Origin of the sequence: Shimia sp. R9_2, assembly GCF_017743735.1 — a bacterium.
GTDB lineage: Bacteria > Pseudomonadota > Alphaproteobacteria > Rhodobacterales > Rhodobacteraceae > Shimia.
Window position 1 is genome coordinate 83,241 of record NZ_JAGHRO010000007.1, and the last position, 15,617, is coordinate 98,857.

Genomic DNA, 15,617 nt, shown 5'->3' on the forward strand with positions numbered 1-15,617 from the left:
GCGCAACAATGCGCCAAAAAAACTAGCCAATGCTTAAACAGAAATACAATCTTAAGACGATCAAAAATCACCATGTGTGGACTTCGTGCACATGCTGGCCTACGTCCTAAAATCGCACATTTCCGACCAAAGCGCGATTGACAGGCTACAGGCTGTGGTCCGACCCTAACGATATGCTCCGCTTCGCTCTTTCCTTCTGTCTGATCACCTCAGCCGCCGCAGCTCAAAATCACTGCCCCGAAGACGCCATGATCGTATTTGACGGCTCTGGCTCTATGGCTGAGATGGGCTTTAACAACATCTCCGAGCCGCGCATCTTCGAAGCTCGCCGTGCGATCAAACGGGCTGTCCCCGACATCGCCCGAACGCGCCGCCTCGGCCTGATTGTCTATGGCCCCGGCGGAGAAAACACTTGCTCCGGCCTCGATCTGCGCTTTCCCCCGACGAGGAATGCCGCTGGGCCTATCATCACAGCCATCGAACGCTTGCAGCCCGCTGGCGAAACGGCGATTGCTGACGCAGTGAGCCTTGCGGCCAAGACGCTCAATGGCAAGGGCACAATTGTTCTTGTGACCGACGGGAAAGAAACCTGCGGAGGCGCGCCATGCCAAGTGGCTGCCGAATTGGCCGCAACCACTGATCTCACCGTGCATGTCATCGGCTTTAAAGTACGCGGGGATCGGTTTAGCTGGGCGGAAGACAGTGACTACGACCAAAAAATCAGCGTGGCACAATGTCTGTCAGAGCGCACAGGCGGATACTATGTCGGGACCGAAACCGTCGATGAATTGGTGAGCGCGCTGCAACGCACACTTGGGTGTCCGCTGCTGTTCTGAATGCGAACGAACTGCCAGAACACTACTTCACCTCTGCGCCCCGCCACAGGCGCGCGCGGGTCTCCCCCGTCTGAACCAGCAAGTACTCAATCAGCAACATCACCGCAACGAAGCTCAAGGAATAGGCCATCACATGCGCTGTCTCAAAGAGCTGGAAATAGAGATGGATCTGAAATCCAACACCGTTCCCACGCCCCAAAAATTCGACCACCAGTACGATCTTCCAGATCATCGCCAAACCGTTGCGCACAGATGTCGAGACATAGGGTGCCAACTGCGGCCAAATCACATGGCGTAACCTCTTCCACAACGACATGCGAAACACCTGTGCCATCTCTGCAATCGCACGGTCTCGCGCCAGCACACCTTCGCGAATGGTCACAATCACCATGGCCGTCTTATTCACAGACACCGCCAAAATGGCTGCAAACTCGTTTAAACCCAACCAGAGATAGGCCAAAACGATCACCACCAAAGCAGGCAGGTTCAAGAACACCACAACCCATGGATCGGCCCATTGGTTCAACCGCGGCATCAGCCCAAGTGCTATCCCGATCACGGTGCCAAAGAGCATGGCGCATGTGAAAGCTGCGGCCACACGCAAGAGTGTCGCGCTCATGTGGTGCCACAAATCGCCGGCACTGGCCTCCGCGACCATCACCTTCATCACCTCCACGGGGGATGGCAGGACCGTTGGGTCCGCCATCCCCAGGGCGCAAGCCCACCAAAGTGTAATCAAACCGCAAAGCGAAATCGCCACCACGACGGGACGTCGCGCGGTGCCTGATGCGCCTGCGTTTTGAAAAGCCTTCGCCATAAGTGCCATCCAGTCCAGAAAGGGCGCCGCTTTGGAATTTAGACAAAGGTCGCATTTAGAGTTGTCCCACCAGAGTTTAGCGTCTCCGACATGCGGGTTCTCGTCACAATTTTCATGCTACTAGTTACCGCCGCTCAGGCCGAAGTTCTAACCAAGGAAGAGCTCTCGGAACTTGTTATTCCCCCTTACAGTCTGGGCGATCAGGTGAACGACAAAGGACTGTGGGAGCTCGATAATTCAGGCGGTCAGCACGCAGGCTACATCTTTGAAACAGAGCCGCTCGCGCCTCTCCCCGGTTTCGCGGGCGCGCCAATCAACGTGTTGGTGACGCTCGATCTTGAGGGCAACTATCTGGATATGCGGCTCTTGCAGCACAACGAGCCCATATTTGTGTCTGGCCTCGGCAACGCGGCTTTCCACAAGTTCTTTGAGCAATACCGCGGTCACAACATCGCATCCTCTCTTGTGGTTGGGACACCCTATGGTGATGCAGGAAGCGCAAGTGGTTCGCTGGTCTATCTTGATGGGGTGACCAAAGCGACGGCAAGCGTGCGGATCGCCCATGAATCCATTCTGGCGGCAACCACACAAATTGCGCGCGAGAAAATGCAGGGTGTCGCCGCCGGTCCGCCTGCCCATCCAACACGGGATTATGTCGAAGACCTGTCTTGGAACGATCTGGTTGAACAGGGCCTCGCCCAGCGCTTTCTGGTCACCAACGCTGAAATCGAAGCTGTGTTTGAAGGCACCCTCTGGGCCGATGACGATCCCGAAGCGCAAGATGATCCAGACGGGGCCTATCTTGACCTCTGGATCGTCGATGTCGGCCCCCCTTCCATTGCGCGTGCAATTCTGGACGAAGACACCTTCGCAGAGCTTCAGGGATTTCTTGAAATCTCAGACTTTGACGAACCGCTGCTTTTGCTGGAAGCGGGCCGTCATGGATTGGTTTCAGAAGACTTCATCCGCAACACCTCGCCGGACTGGCTATCAGCGGAGCAATTTGGCCTGCCAGTCGCCTTGCGAGACAGCGACCTGTTTGTCGATCTCCACCGTGATGTGCCCAATCACCTGCACGACGCCACCGCGATGATCCTGCGCACGGACAGAAGGCTTGGCTTTGACCCCACTTCAGAATGGCAGCTTAATGTGCTGGCATTGCGCGAACACGGCTCCTTCATGCCTCAGATCGGCAGCGAAACACTCTCTATCACACATTCCACCGACGCGCGGTTTTTCACACGCCCCGAAATCCCCAAGCCGTTGCCGCCATGGCGCGAAGCACTTCGCAATCGGCAGACCGACCTTATTGTTCTTGGCGTCAGCCTCATCGCTCTGTTCGCCGCTCTGTTTTCCAAAATGCACGCGCTCGCCAGCTGGCGCTGGTTCACCCCGGCGCGGCTGACATTTCTCGCCGTCATGACCGGCTTTGTCGGGCTCTGGGGACAAGGACAGCTGTCGATTGTCACTGTCATCGGAGTGCTGCGTACCGCTTGGGAAGGAGGCACTTACGCCTTTCTGCTCTACGACCCCTTCTCGCTTCTGGTTTGGGGCGCGGCCATTGTCGGGTTTATCCTATGGGGACGTGCTCTTTTCTGCGGCTGGCTTTGCCCCTTTGGCGCGTTACAGGAATTCGCGCACCATATTGGCCGCGCATTGCATTTGCCAGAAATTGAACCCTCAGCCCTCTGGGACAAACGCCTGAAGGCTCTAAAATATGTCATTCTTGCCAGCTTGGTGGGGTTGATAGTCTTATCCCCTCAACACATCGACAAAGCCGCAGAAGTCGAGCCGTTCAAAACTGCGATCACCACCTTCTTCATTCGCGAATGGTACTACGTTGCCTACGCTGTCGGGCTGCTACTGCTCTCAACCGTGCTTTTCAAAGGCTTCTGCCGCTATGTCTGCCCATTGGGGGCCTGCATGGCGATTGGCGGCCTTCTGCGCGGACGCGACTGGATTGCGCGCCGCGAAGAATGCGGCTCCCCCTGCCAACTCTGCAAAGTACGCTGCAACTACAAATCCATCGCCCCCAAAGGACAGATCCAATATTCAGAGTGCTTCGGCTGTTTGGATTGCGTAACCATCCACGACGACGCTCAGACGTGTGTGCCGCTGGTCCTCGCGGCACGGGCACGCGAACGTATGTCCGCATGACGCGGCGCTCGTTTGCACTTAAATCCTAGCGTTCAGGCGGCAAATGGGTCAGTCCGTAGCCCGCAAAGATCTCTGCGATCCGCCCATCCTGCAAGGCCGCATAAATTGCATCATCAACCGAATAGCTAAGCGGTCGATAGCGGAAGTTCACGCCCAGCCCGATGGTCCATTTGCCAACAGCAAAGCCCGGCAACGGCGGCTGATGCACGCCAACACCGTCCCCTGCTCCGTATTCCAGCTGCGCCAGCGGCCCCATCGCCGCCATCACCTCACCGGCCTGCAAGGCCGCCATCGCCTCGGTCATAGAGGGAAAGCGGTGGATCTTGTCACCACCGCCCCGACCGCCAATCAGGCTCGTCAGGTAGAAGTCCGCGATCGAGTCATTTTCGACCGCCACAGTGTCAAATCGGAAATATGCCGGAACCGGCTTGTCATCGGGATACTTGGCCTCATCATAAGCAATCGCAATTGTTTCCGAGGCATACTGCCCTGTGAACACCACCTGCTCGACGCGGCAAGTGAATTCGCTGTCATAAGGCACCCGCAACATCACATTGGAAACTGCGCCCCCGACAATCGGCCCCTTCCACAGCGTGTTACGCAGATCGGCCTCAAGGTTTTCATCAGGCGACACAAATTTGAACCTGGCTTTGACGCCGAGGTCCTCAGCGATCAGCTCGCCAATCTTAATATCAATCCCGGCAGGCGCGCCATTTTCCTCAAAGGAATAGGGCGGGAAATCCTCGTAGACCGCGAACTCGATCCACCCCCGCTCCTGGATGGTGTCCAGATCTACGCCCACAATATCCCGGCTCGCGTTTTGCGGCTTGGGTTGGGGGACATGGTTCTCACAACGCGCCTGCGCCAACCCGGGAAAGGCCAGCGCAGCACATATCAAAACATGGGAATATTTCTTCACTTACTGTGCCGCCGATAGTCCAATGGTGAGTGCTTCATGAGCACTTTTGACGTCAACGGCCTCTGCCGCAAGATATTTTGCCGCCCGAAACGGCGCGCTGTCGGCCACCGGCGCCCCTGAGCCCGTTTCAACACCAGAAGCAATCTGCGCCAGCTCCACCTGCAACGCACTGACGTCTCCCGCACCACCAGTCTCAATCGATACCAACGCGTCGCGAATTTCCTTGAGTCTTGGCGTCACATCATCAAGCGCGCCATCGTCAGGACGGGCCTCGATATAGGTCCGGATTGCCCAGGCCGCTTTCTGCCCCAGCAACTCGTCAAAAGCAGGCATCTTGGTGATCCCGTTCTGCGTATAGCCATATCGGAACCGCTCAACGTACCACTCATCCCCGTATTCTTCGGCTTCCAGATAGCGCAGATCCGGAGCCAAACCGCCAGAAATCACCTCCAGGCCATGACAGCGCGCACAATTCTGATTGTAGCCTGACGCTCCAATCCGGACGGCCTCAGACCACACCTCTTCGCCCATGGCCCGATACGGGTTTTCGATCAGCCACTCGTCCCCCACATCCGGCAATGCCTCCGTGTTCACCGGCTGCGGGGCCACATCTCCATGCCCAAAAACAGACGTCGCGCTCAGCGCCACCACTGAAAATGCCATCACAACCCGATTTGCCATGAGACCCTCCATAGACAGTTTACACAAGTTGCTCATGTTCTAGAGCGGGGTTTGGGCATGCGGCTATTAGACCAAAGTTTCGATTAGGCACCTCTTTCGACTAAAGTCCTATGGTGCCGCAAATGCGTCTAGATAGCCTGCAGCCATGAGTATTTTGAAACCCATTGCTTTTGGAGCACTGCTAGCCTTTGGATTGAGCGCCACCGCCTCGGCCGAGATCAATGTGAACGTGCATTATCTGAAGATCGAACGCGCGTTGCCCCCGACCTTATCAAACCTCGACCCTGTGCCAGAAGACCTTGGTGTTTCCGGAGCAGAGCTGGCGCTCAAAGACAATGCCACCACAGGTCGCTTTCTCGGTCATGACTACGCCTTGGAAACCACCGAGGTCTATCTGGGAGAAGACCCGCTCGCCAGCGCGAAGCAGGCTCTTGAAACAACCCCGCTCCTCCTCATCGACGCCCCAGCAGGAATCGTCACGGCAATTGCAGATCTACCTGAAGCACAATCCGCGCTGCTTTTTAACGTCGCCGCCCCTGACAATCCGCTTCGCCGCGAAAATTGCCGCCGCAATGTGCTGCACACCGCGCCCAGCCTCGCCATGCGCACCGATGCATTGGCACAGTTCTTCGTCAAACGCCGCTGGGACCGGCTCGCATTAATCGAAGGCACCTATGCGCAAGATCAATCCTACGCAAACGCGCTGCGCGAAAGCCTTACCAAATTTGGCCTCGGTCTGAGATCATCAAAGACATGGGCCTTTGACGCTGACATGCGCCGCAATGCAGCCCAAGAAGTGCCCCTCTTCACACAAGAGCTGAAAGACCATGATGTTCTGCTCGTGGCCGATGAGGTCCATGATTTTGGCCGCTACATTGCCTTCAACACCTGGGAGCCACGCCCCATTGCCGGCTCAGAAGGCATGACCGCCACCGCTTGGGCACCCGTAGTAGAGCAATGGGGGGCTGCCCAGCTCCAGTCGCGTTTTGAAAAGGCGGCAGAGCGTAAAATGCTCCCCCGGGACTACGCAGCCTGGGCAGCTGTGCGCGCGATTGGGGAGGCTGTTACTCGCACTAGCTCCGCAGACTTACAAACCCTACGCGCGTTTATTCTCAGCCCCGAGTTTGAATTGGCGGGTTTCAAAGGTCGCCCCCTGTCCTTCCGCCCGTGGAACGGCCAGCTGCGCCAACCGATCCCGCTGACACATCCCCGCGCCTTGGTGGCCATGGCGCCACTTGAAGGCTTCCTGCACCCTGTCTCCGAGCTCGACACTTTGGGGCAGGACCAGCCCGAAACCACTTGCAAGGCTTTTGAATAGGAGGCCCGCCATGCCTTTGCTGTCCAACATCACCAAAACAACCGCCTTGGCCCTTTGCCTTGCGCTGCCTTTCAGCCATGCACAGGCCGAAGAGATTTGGATCTCCAACGAAAAGGACGACACGATATCGGTCATAGATGTCGCCACTCTAGAGGTCGTCCGCACCATCGAAACCGGAGAGCGCCCCCGCGGTATCACCTTCAGCCATGACCACAAGGTCCTCTACATCTGCGCCTCAGACAGCGATGCCGTACAGGTGATGGACCCTGAAACTGGAAAGATCCTGCACGACCTGCCTTCTGGTGAGGACCCGGAACAGTTCGTGCTGCACCCAGACAACCGCCACCTCTATATCGCGAACGAAGACGACGCGATCACAACAGTGGTGGACGTAGAGACCCGTAAGGTTGTAGCCCAAATTGATGTGGGGATTGAACCCGAAGGCATGGCTGTCTCACCTGATGGCAAATACGCGATCACCACATCGGAAACGACAAATATGACGCATTGGATCGACACCGAAACGCAGGAACTCGTGGCCAATACCCTTGTCGATTCACGCCCACGTCATGCCGAATTTGCGGCTGGCGGCTCCGAACTTTGGGTAAGTGCTGAGATTGGAGGCACCCTCTCTGTCTTTGATGTGGAGAGTAAAGCCGAGAAGGCCAAAATCGAGTTTGAAGTACAAGGCGTTCATCCGGACCGTGTGCAGCCTGTTGGCTTTGAATTTACCGGCGACGAAAAAACAGCCTTCGTCGCGCTTGGCCCTTCCAATCACGTCGCCGTCGTGAATGCCGAAACCTTCGAGGTTGAAGAGTACATTCTGGTTGGACGTCGTGTCTGGCACATGGCTTTCAACACGGACAAATCTCTCTTGTTCACGACAAACGGTGTCTCCGGCGATGTGACCGTGATTGACGTAGCCGAGCGCGCCGCAGTGAAGACCATTAAGGTTGGTCGCTTCCCTTGGGGCGCGGCGCTACGGCCCTAAGCAAAAAACCGACAATGCACCGACGCGATAACGACGCAATACATACGCAATACCGACCATAAAATGAGGACAAAATGACTTTCTTACGCACATTGATTTCCGTGACCGCTATGACCTGCGTGGCTGCAACCGGTGCCTTTGCTGATGACGACGATGATGACGGCTTTGGGCTTGCTGGCATCCTCTCTGCCAAAAACAAAGAGGACTTATCCCCCATCACTCTCAGCGCGGGTGTGCCTCTCTCTGAAGAGAATTGGGAACTAAAATCAGGTACTTATTATGAATTTGAGATCGAGGCCGACGGCAGTCAGGAGCTTGCACTTGTCGGGGCGGAGTTCTTTCGCGCCATTTGGATCGATGAAATCGTGATCGAGGGTTTGGAAATCCGCCCGCTGGGACTGGACTCGGTAGAGTTTGACGAAGCAGGCACAATGGAGATAGGATTTTTGGCAATAAAACCAGGCAATTACCACATGAAAATCCCCGGATCGACTGGCGAAACCCAACGCATTGAAATCGAAATCAAGTGAGCCTGAGTGTAAAAGGACTGTCTTACGCCTACGGCGCAAAAAAAGCGCTGGATGACGTGTCCTTTGACGTCGCATCTGGCACATTCTGCGCTTTACTCGGCCCTAACGGGGCCGGAAAAACCACTCTTTTTTCGATACTTACCAGATTGTTCATAGCACAGTCAGGCACGATTGAAATCGCTGGCCAAGACCTCTCCAATAAGCCTCTTTCAGCGCTGAAACAGATCGGTGTGGTTTTTCAACAGCCAACGCTGGATCTTGATCTGACCGTCTACCGCAACCTCAAGTATTTCGCCGCTCTTCAAGGACTTTCCGGCACCTACGCCGAGAATAAGATCATGGAATCCCTTGAGAAAATGTCGATGATGGAACGTGCAGGAGAGACTGTTCGTAAACTCAATGGAGGGCACCGCAGACGCGCTGAGATCGCCAGATCGCTAATACACGACCCGAAGGTCCTGCTCTTTGACGAACCCACCGTGGGCCTCGACGCTGCCAGTCGCTCAGCAATCACCAAACATGCACACGCGCTGGCGGAAGAGGGCTACACCGTACTTTGGGCAACACATCTAACGGACGAAATGTCTCCAAAAGATCAATTGGTTATCCTCCACCAAGGTGCCATCTTAGCCAACGACAAGGCCAAGAACATAACGGGAGACAGCTCCCTCACCCAAACCTTTCTTGAACTTACCGGAGCTGAAGCGTGAAACCATATTTCATCGCGCTTCAAGCCATCGTCACGCGCGAAGCTCTGCGATTCATACAACAACGCGGGCGTTTTATTGCAGCGCTCGTGCGCCCCCTCGTTTGGCTCTTCGTTTTTGCCGCTGGCTTTCGCGCTGCACTCGGTCTCTCCATCACGCCACCGTACCAAACCTACATCCAATATGAGACCTACATTGTTCCCGGCTTGTGCGGAATGATTATGCTTTTCAATGGGATGCAATCTTCCCTCAGCTTGGTATACGACCGAGAAATGGGGTCCATGCGATTACTTTTAACCGCACCTTTGCCCCGCTGGTGGTTGCTCTTCTGCAGGCTCTTAGGCTCCACAATCATCTCGATTGCGCAGGTCTACACCTTCCTACTAATCGCCGATCTCTACGGGCTGCGCTGGCCCACCTTGGGATACCTTACTGTCTTACCAGCGCTGATCTTGACCGGCCTGATGCTTGGCGCACTGGGGTTGGCATTATCCAGCTTTATCAAGCAGCTAGAGAACTTCGCAGGTGTAATGAACTTCGTCATCTTCCCGATGTTCTTCTTGTCATCGGCATTGTATCCGCTTTGGAAAATGGCCGAGAGCTCGGAGCTTTTGCATGATATCTGCGCCGTAAATCCGTTTACACATGGGGTCGAATTGATCCGATTTGCCCTGCACCAACAGATCAACCTCCAATCGACGCTTTGGGTTTTACTCGCAACGCTCTGTTTTGGCGCCCTCGCGATATGGGGATATGATCCCGCGCGCGGGATGAAACGTCCAAGAGGCTAGCGGAAGGTCGCTGGGCGTCCCTCCAAGCGCAAGATACGATCAGCCAATCGCTCTGCCTCCTTTGGGACATGGGTTACGAGAACCGTCGCCACATCGGTGCCACTGCGCAGTTCCTCAAATAGGCCCATCATCTCTTCCGCCAACGCTTCATCAAGCGAGACAAATGGCTCATCCATAAGCAAAATTTGCGGATCAGCGACAAAAGCGCGAGCAAGCGAAAGTCGCCTTTGCTGTCCGAGGGACAATTGCCCGGGAAAGCGATCTCCTAGCCCCTTCAGGCCGACATCAATGAGCTTTGCTTCAGCCTTTTGCGCACTGACTCCGGTTGCGAGGCACAAATTATCCCGCACGTTACGCCAAGGCAGCAACGTAGGCTCCTGAAAAACCATTGCGACACGCTCAGACCTTTGGACTGTTCCGGAAAACCCTGTTCCCAGCCCAGCCAATATTCGCAATATGCTGGTCTTTCCGATACCCGAAGGCCCCGTTATTGCGACAGTTTCGCCTGCTGAAAGGGTCAAGGACAGATCTGCCAAAATGGGCTGACCAGATAAGGACAGCCCAAGCAGATCTAGGTTAAGAACAGTCTCTGGCACTAGTTGGTGAGCTGCGCGAATAGACCGGGCGGGAGGCTTTTGGCCTCACCAACAAGATCGTCTCCGCCAAATTCAGCCATCAAGCGAAGCATTTTATCGGCAGCGATTTCATCCACAGCGACGCCAGAGGGAATGCCCGCTCGAAACCCTGCTTTCAACGCCTCAAATTGCGCATCCGTTTTGGCGTTCATGCGAGGGCGCAAGCGCTCCCACTCTCCCTCGTCGGCTACCAAAAGCTCTTTCGCACCACGCGACGCGGCCGCTAGCCCATTCACCAGGTCCGGCTGCTCGCGCAGCATCTCACCCCGCACGACGTAACCGAGCAGAGGGGTTTTCGGATCAAGCCCCAGCGCCTGAGCAGCATCAGATACATCGATCAGCTTGCGCATCCCGCCAGCTTCCATCTTTGCCATAAAATGCCAAAAGTTGATCGCCCCACCAAGGTCGCCAGACAACGCGGTCTTAAAGATCAGCGGTGGTGCTCCGAAGACTTGTTCCGTATCTGCGGCAAGATCGACCCCATATTCTTGCTGCGCATAAGCTCTTAGGATCAGCCAGCTTTTATCGAGCGGGCCACCAGCAATACCAATTTTTTGGCCACTGAGGTCCGCAAGGGACTGTGCTGAACTGCGTTCAGGGACCATCAATCCGCCAACTGCAGTTGAGTAAGGAATGAAGACGTAGTCTTTGCCTGCCGCACGCTGCCTCGCGACCCAGATCCAGTCAGACACGATCACATCTGTCTCACCACCTTGGAATGCCACCTTGGCGGCAGAGCCACCGGCCACGCCACTGACTTGAAGCTCAAATCCGTTCGCGGTGTCTAATCCGTGATGCTGGATCGTATCCAACTCCCAGTTCACCGTCCCAAACTTAAGAACTGCCGCGCGTAGAACCTCCGTCTCCGCGATCACCGCACTTGCCGTCATTCCAACGCTCAAACAAGCGCCAGCGACCAAGCCAACCATTCTGTCAAAATATGACATCACATCCTCCCGTTTGCGGCATACTAGCATCCGGGCCTTTCTCCGGAATACGACCAAAGCATGGGCTTTGCCTGTAGAAGACCGAGCGCCCTCAACCCTCCAAACTACATTCATTGCTGCCTTTTCAGATCATTTCACAATGTCTCCAAAGTACCTCCTGAGCTTTACGACCATTGTGCAATTTCACGAACGGGTGATCTCAAAGATAGTGACACCAGAATTTGCGCGGGCATGGACCGTTTCAGCGCATTCTACAGGGAGGACATTATGAGAAGTCTATTGCTGGCCACGACGGCTGCGGTATTTTCGTTCGGCTACGCCTCAGCAGAGGTGACCGATGATGACATCGCCAATGATTCAACGATCACCAACCAGATTGTCACCAATGGTATGGGGCGCGCGCTCCAGCGTTATTCTCCGTTGGATATTCTGAACAAAGACAACGTCAAGAACCTTGTCCCTGCTTGGGCATTTTCGCTCGGCGGCGAGAAGCAACGTGGGCAGGAGACCCAGCCGCTTGTCTACGACGGGGTGATGTATATCACCGGTTCCTACAGCCGGATGTACGCAATTGACATCGAATCCGGTGAAGAGCTTTGGCAATATGATGCGCGTCTCCCTGAAGGTATTCTCCCTTGTTGTGACGTCGTCAATCGCGGCGCTGCACTCTATAAGGACCTCGTGATCTTCGGCACACTCGACGCACGCATTGTGGCGCTCAACAAAGACACAGGTGATGTGGTCTGGCGCGACAAAATCGAAGACTACAAGGCAGGGTATTCTTACACTGCGGCACCAATGATTGTGAACGGATTGGTGGTAACCGGCAATTCGGGTGGCGAATTTGGCATTGTAGGCGCAGTGCAAGCCCGGGATGCAGAAACCGGTGAGATGGTTTGGGAACGCCCTGTCATCGAAGGGCACATGGGGACGCTCAACGGCGAAGAAAGCACCATGACCGGTACACTTAATGCCACGTGGCCCGGCGACATGTGGAAGACGGGTGGTGGCGCCACCTGGCTTGGTGGGTCCTATGATGCCCGCACCGACACCATCATCATGGGTGCGGGGAACCCGGCGCCGTGGAACTCCTGGCTGCGTGATGCCGGACAGAAAAACGATGGCTCTGGCGATAACCTCTATGCAGCTTCCCGCATCGGCATCGACCCGGCAACTGGCGACATCAAATGGCACTTCCAAACCACCCCGCGTGAGGGATGGGACTATGACGGTGTGAATGAGGTTGTCGCCTATGACAATCGCGCCGGTGAGCAGCGATTGGCGACCGCAGATCGCAATGGTTATTTCTACGTACTGGATGCCGCAGACGGCGATTTTGTGCGCGGTGTACCGTTTGTGAAGGACATCAGTTGGTCATCCGGCCTTGATGAAAACGGCCGTCCGATCTGGGTTGAGGAAAATCGCCCGGGCGATCCAGCCGCGGCAGCTGATGGCCAAAAAGGTGAGGTGATTTTCGCAAGCCCCTCTTTCTTGGGCGGAAAAAATTGGATGCCAATGGCGTTTAGCCAAAATACCGGCAACTTCTATGTGCCTTCCAATGAATGGGGAATGGACATTTGGAATGAGCCGATCACCTACAAAAAAGGTGCAGCCTATCTTGGCGCCGGCTTCACGATCAAACCCAACTACGAAGATCACATCGGTAGCCTGAAAGCGATCGACCCGGATACAGGCGAACTGGTTTGGGAATTCAAGAACGATGCACCGTTGTGGGGCGGTGTTATGACCACTGCAGGCGGGTTGGTCTTCACCGGCACTCCTGAAGGCAAATTTATCGCCTTCGATGATGCCACAGGTGAAATTCTCTGGTCGTTCCAAACCGGTTCCGGCATCGTTGGTCAGCCCGTCACATGGGAACAAAACGGCGAACAATATGTCTCAATCATTTCCGGTTGGGGCGGCGCTGTTCCACTTTGGGGCGGAGAAGTTGCCAAGAAGGTGAACTATCTGAACCAAGGCGGCATGCTTTGGACGTTCCGCCTGCCCAAGCAACTGGCCTCTGCGGACTAATTAAGCAAACCTTTACGAAATCTAGACGGCGCGCGTTTGGCGCGCCGTTTGCTTTAAAGAAGTTCACGCGGCGAATGCACCAGCGAAATCTCTAGCCTTCACCAGGCTTCGTCCTTCGCAAATTACCTTACCATCCGGAGTAAGGCAGCTGGCCCACAAGTCCACAAGATGCTTTTCTGGCCGCAAGCGCGTTATCTCCACCTTGGCTTGCAACGCGACCTCAAGTGGAGCTGGCGCTTTAAATACTAGCTCTTGCTTCAGATAGTTTGTCCCAGAACCTGGTAGCTTTAGGCCTAATAAATAGGAAAACAGAGCGGCAATCCGCGGCTCCCGTACGCACTTTGACTGCGCGCCACTCGGCGTCTCGTAGAGCGCAAGATCATCGCGCGTATAAGTGCGTGTGATTTCGGCAGATTGCCCAACACTCAACATGCGATTTCTGCCTCCCCGATCAGGCACTCTGCGCCATCAGCTTCTCTGGTCACTCGCATTTGCAAGTACCTTGCCCTCTCTTCGACTATCCGTAGGCTCAAGGCTGCACCCGCGAAGGCAGGGTTGGGAAACATCATGCTCTGGCTTCCCTGTGCAATCTTTGGGTCATAGCGTTTCAGCATGCCCCAAAGATTGCTGTAGATCAGCATCCCATGGCTCACCGTGCGCCCAAAGGCCGTTGTGGCGCAAAAGTCGGGGTCCACATGGATTGCATTGTCATCACCGGACACTTCGGTAAAGGCATCAAATTCCGCCTGCGTCGGTACCCAACGTTCGAGCAGATCAATCATGGTGAAACATCTCCCTGAGGTCTGGTTTACAGACCTTGCCCGCCGCGGTGCGTGGGAAGTCCCCCACGATGCGGACATGCACAGGAACCTTGTAGCCTGCCAATCGCTCGCGGCACCAAGGGCGCAGCGTCTCCGGCTCAAGTCTCTCCTGAGGGCGCGACATCACAAAAGCGGCCCCTACCTCGCCCCACTTGTTATCCGCGATACCTACGACTGCGGTTTCCAGAATGGCTGGGCGCGCGTTCAACACCCGCTCCACTTCCGCCGGATAGACGCTTTCTCCACCTGAGATGAACATGTCTTTGATGCGGTCTACGATATAGTAGTAACCGTCTCCATCGCGCCGCGCGACATCACCCGTTGCCAGCCAACCATCCTCAGTGAAAGTCTTTGCAGTGGCCTCCGGATTGCCAAAACAACCCGGCGTGATACCCGGACCGCGCAGCTGTAATTCGCCCGCACCGGTCTTGCCATCCGACACGCCAGCAAGCCGCACATCGACCAGGCTCTGCGGTCGCCCCACCGAGCCAATTTTCTTTGCCGCATGAACCTGATCCATCAAAAACACCGTTGGCCCGGTTTCAGTCATCCCCAAACCGTTCAGCACCTTCGCGCCTTTTGCGGCAAAGAAACGGATCAACGGTTCCGGCAAAGGCGCGCCACCACAACCACAGCGGATCGACGCCCAATCCAACGTACCCGCCTCGGGCATTGGCGACAGCGCCTGATAAACCGCGGGGACGCCAAAAAATTGATTGATCCGGTCAGAGACCAGCAGCTCAAACACCCCCTGTTCTTCAAATTTGGGCAGGATTGTCGAACTGCCACCATAGAGAAACACAGGTAGTGTATAGAGATTGATCCCCGCCGTATGAAACAGCGGCAGGAAACACACCGCGCGATCTGTGGACGCAATATCGATGGCTTGCCCGATATTGATCGCATTTGCCCAAGCCATCCGAGCGGTCTGGATCACCGTTTTCGGGAGCCCAGTGGTGCCAGATGTGAAGAGCAGATACCAAGGCCGCTCCATCGGAACCGGCGCATTTAACGGTATACAGCCGGCCTCTATCCATTCTGCGAAGTCACCTTCAATTTTTACTAGCGCCGCGCCGCATTCTGCAGCTACCTCACGCGCGATGCTCTCAAATTCCGCATCCGTGATTATAAGCTTGATGCCAATACCATCCAGCGTTTCGACAAGTTCCGGCATCGGTTGCCGCCAATTGAGTGGGCACAGGATGATCCCAGTTTTCTGACAGGCAAACAGTGTGATAAAAAACTCCGCGCGGTTAAGGCAGATGATTCCCCTTCATTCAGGCCTTGCGCAATAAATCCCGCCGCGACCGCATTGGCCGCTGAATTGATCTGCTCAAAGGTCCAGTCTCGGCCTGTGGTGGTGTCATGAAATGCAAGCGCATTAGGACTTAACTCCGCCCGTTTGGTTGCCATATCTAGGATCACATCAAACATCG

At 55.5% G+C, this 15,617-nt stretch carries 16 protein-coding genes; 8 read left to right on the forward strand and 8 right to left on the reverse strand.

The genetic code is table 11. The features are described 5' to 3' along the window. The first annotated feature begins 173 nt into the window (after positions 1-173). Positions 174-836 (forward strand): VWA domain-containing protein, encoded by a 663-nt coding sequence (locus J7400_RS16050; RefSeq protein ID WP_247738854.1) that lies wholly within the window; start codon positions 174-176, stop codon positions 834-836. A 22-nt stretch (positions 837-858) separates the two neighbouring features. Here J7400_RS16050 and J7400_RS16055 read toward each other — a convergent pair whose 3' ends face one another. Next, positions 859-1,653, reverse strand: coding sequence for an ABC transporter permease (locus J7400_RS16055; protein ID WP_209065111.1), 795 nt, complete (start codon positions 1,651-1,653; stop codon positions 859-861). A 114-nt stretch (positions 1,654-1,767) separates the two neighbouring features. Here J7400_RS16055 and J7400_RS16060 point away from each other — a divergent pair, with 114 nt between their 5' ends. Beyond that, entirely contained in the window at positions 1,768-3,810 is a 2,043-nt protein-coding gene (locus tag J7400_RS16060) for a 4Fe-4S binding protein (protein ID WP_247738855.1), read from the forward strand. Positions 3,811-3,835: 25 nt separating this feature from the next. Here J7400_RS16060 and J7400_RS16065 read toward each other — a convergent pair whose 3' ends face one another. After that, the gene (locus J7400_RS16065) at positions 3,836-4,729 is read right to left on the reverse strand and encodes a transporter substrate-binding domain-containing protein (protein ID WP_209065113.1); all 894 of its coding nucleotides are present in this window, start codon (positions 4,727-4,729) and stop codon (positions 3,836-3,838) included. Next, positions 4,730-5,392 carry a cytochrome c-550 PedF gene (gene pedF / locus J7400_RS16070; RefSeq protein ID WP_247738874.1) on the reverse strand — a complete coding sequence of 221 codons (663 nt, stop codon included), beginning with the start codon at positions 5,390-5,392 and terminating at the stop codon, positions 4,730-4,732. 163 nt (positions 5,393-5,555) lie between these two features. On the opposite strand from pedF, the gene J7400_RS16075 reads away from it, so the two are divergent. The 5 genes from J7400_RS16075 to J7400_RS16095 all read left to right on the forward strand — a co-directional run bounded on the left by J7400_RS16075 (position 5,556) and on the right by J7400_RS16095 (position 9,747). Further along, positions 5,556-6,728: an ABC transporter substrate-binding protein gene (locus J7400_RS16075; protein WP_209065115.1), complete on the forward strand. Its 1,173-nt coding sequence runs from the start codon at positions 5,556-5,558 to the stop codon at positions 6,726-6,728. 10 nt (positions 6,729-6,738) lie between these two features. After that, positions 6,739-7,719 carry a YVTN family beta-propeller repeat protein gene (locus J7400_RS16080; RefSeq protein ID WP_209065116.1) on the forward strand — a complete coding sequence of 327 codons (981 nt, stop codon included), beginning with the start codon at positions 6,739-6,741 and terminating at the stop codon, positions 7,717-7,719. 110 nt (positions 7,720-7,829) lie between these two features. Then, a complete protein-coding gene (locus tag J7400_RS16085) occupies positions 7,830-8,249 on the forward strand; it encodes a hypothetical protein (RefSeq protein ID WP_209065259.1) in 420 nt (139 codons plus the stop codon). After that, positions 8,246-8,959 carry an ABC transporter ATP-binding protein gene (locus tag J7400_RS16090; RefSeq protein WP_209065117.1) on the forward strand — a complete coding sequence of 238 codons (714 nt, stop codon included), beginning with the start codon at positions 8,246-8,248 and terminating at the stop codon, positions 8,957-8,959. The genes J7400_RS16085 and J7400_RS16090 overlap by 4 nt, the downstream gene beginning before the upstream one ends. Next, on the forward strand, positions 8,956-9,747 hold the full coding sequence (locus J7400_RS16095; protein ID WP_209065118.1) for an ABC transporter permease: 792 nt from the start codon (positions 8,956-8,958) through the stop codon (positions 9,745-9,747). The genes J7400_RS16090 and J7400_RS16095 overlap by 4 nt, the downstream gene beginning before the upstream one ends. Here J7400_RS16095 and J7400_RS16100 read toward each other — a convergent pair. Beyond that, complete coding sequence (locus J7400_RS16100; protein ID WP_348540184.1) at positions 9,744-10,343, reverse strand: ATP-binding cassette domain-containing protein; 600 nt, start codon at positions 10,341-10,343, stop codon at positions 9,744-9,746. The genes J7400_RS16095 and J7400_RS16100 overlap by 4 nt on opposite strands. Continuing rightward, a complete protein-coding gene (locus tag J7400_RS16105; RefSeq protein ID WP_247738877.1) occupies positions 10,343-11,272 on the reverse strand; it encodes an ABC transporter substrate-binding protein in 930 nt (309 codons plus the stop codon). The genes J7400_RS16100 and J7400_RS16105 overlap by 1 nt, the downstream gene beginning before the upstream one ends. Positions 11,273-11,596: 324 nt before the next feature. On the opposite strand from J7400_RS16105, the gene J7400_RS16110 reads away from it, so the two are divergent. Then, on the forward strand, positions 11,597-13,360 hold the full coding sequence (locus tag J7400_RS16110) for a PQQ-dependent methanol/ethanol family dehydrogenase (RefSeq protein WP_209065119.1): 1,764 nt from the start codon (positions 11,597-11,599) through the stop codon (positions 13,358-13,360). A 425-nt stretch (positions 13,361-13,785) separates the two neighbouring features. Here J7400_RS16110 and J7400_RS16115 read toward each other — a convergent pair whose 3' ends face one another. The 3 genes from J7400_RS16115 to J7400_RS21215 are packed head-to-tail and all read right to left on the reverse strand — an operon-like array spanning position 13,786 to position 15,615. Beyond that, complete coding sequence (locus J7400_RS16115) at positions 13,786-14,142, reverse strand: MaoC family dehydratase (RefSeq protein ID WP_209065120.1); 357 nt, start codon at positions 14,140-14,142, stop codon at positions 13,786-13,788. After that, on the reverse strand, positions 14,135-15,418 hold the full coding sequence (locus tag J7400_RS16120) for an AMP-binding protein (RefSeq protein ID WP_348540189.1): 1,284 nt from the start codon (positions 15,416-15,418) through the stop codon (positions 14,135-14,137). The genes J7400_RS16115 and J7400_RS16120 overlap by 8 nt, the downstream gene beginning before the upstream one ends. Next, positions 15,307-15,615, reverse strand: a complete 309-nt coding sequence (locus J7400_RS21215) for a hypothetical protein (RefSeq protein WP_247738857.1) — start codon at positions 15,613-15,615, stop codon at positions 15,307-15,309. Before J7400_RS21215 ends, J7400_RS16120 begins: the two co-directional genes overlap by 112 nt. Positions 15,616-15,617 lie beyond the last annotated feature (2 nt).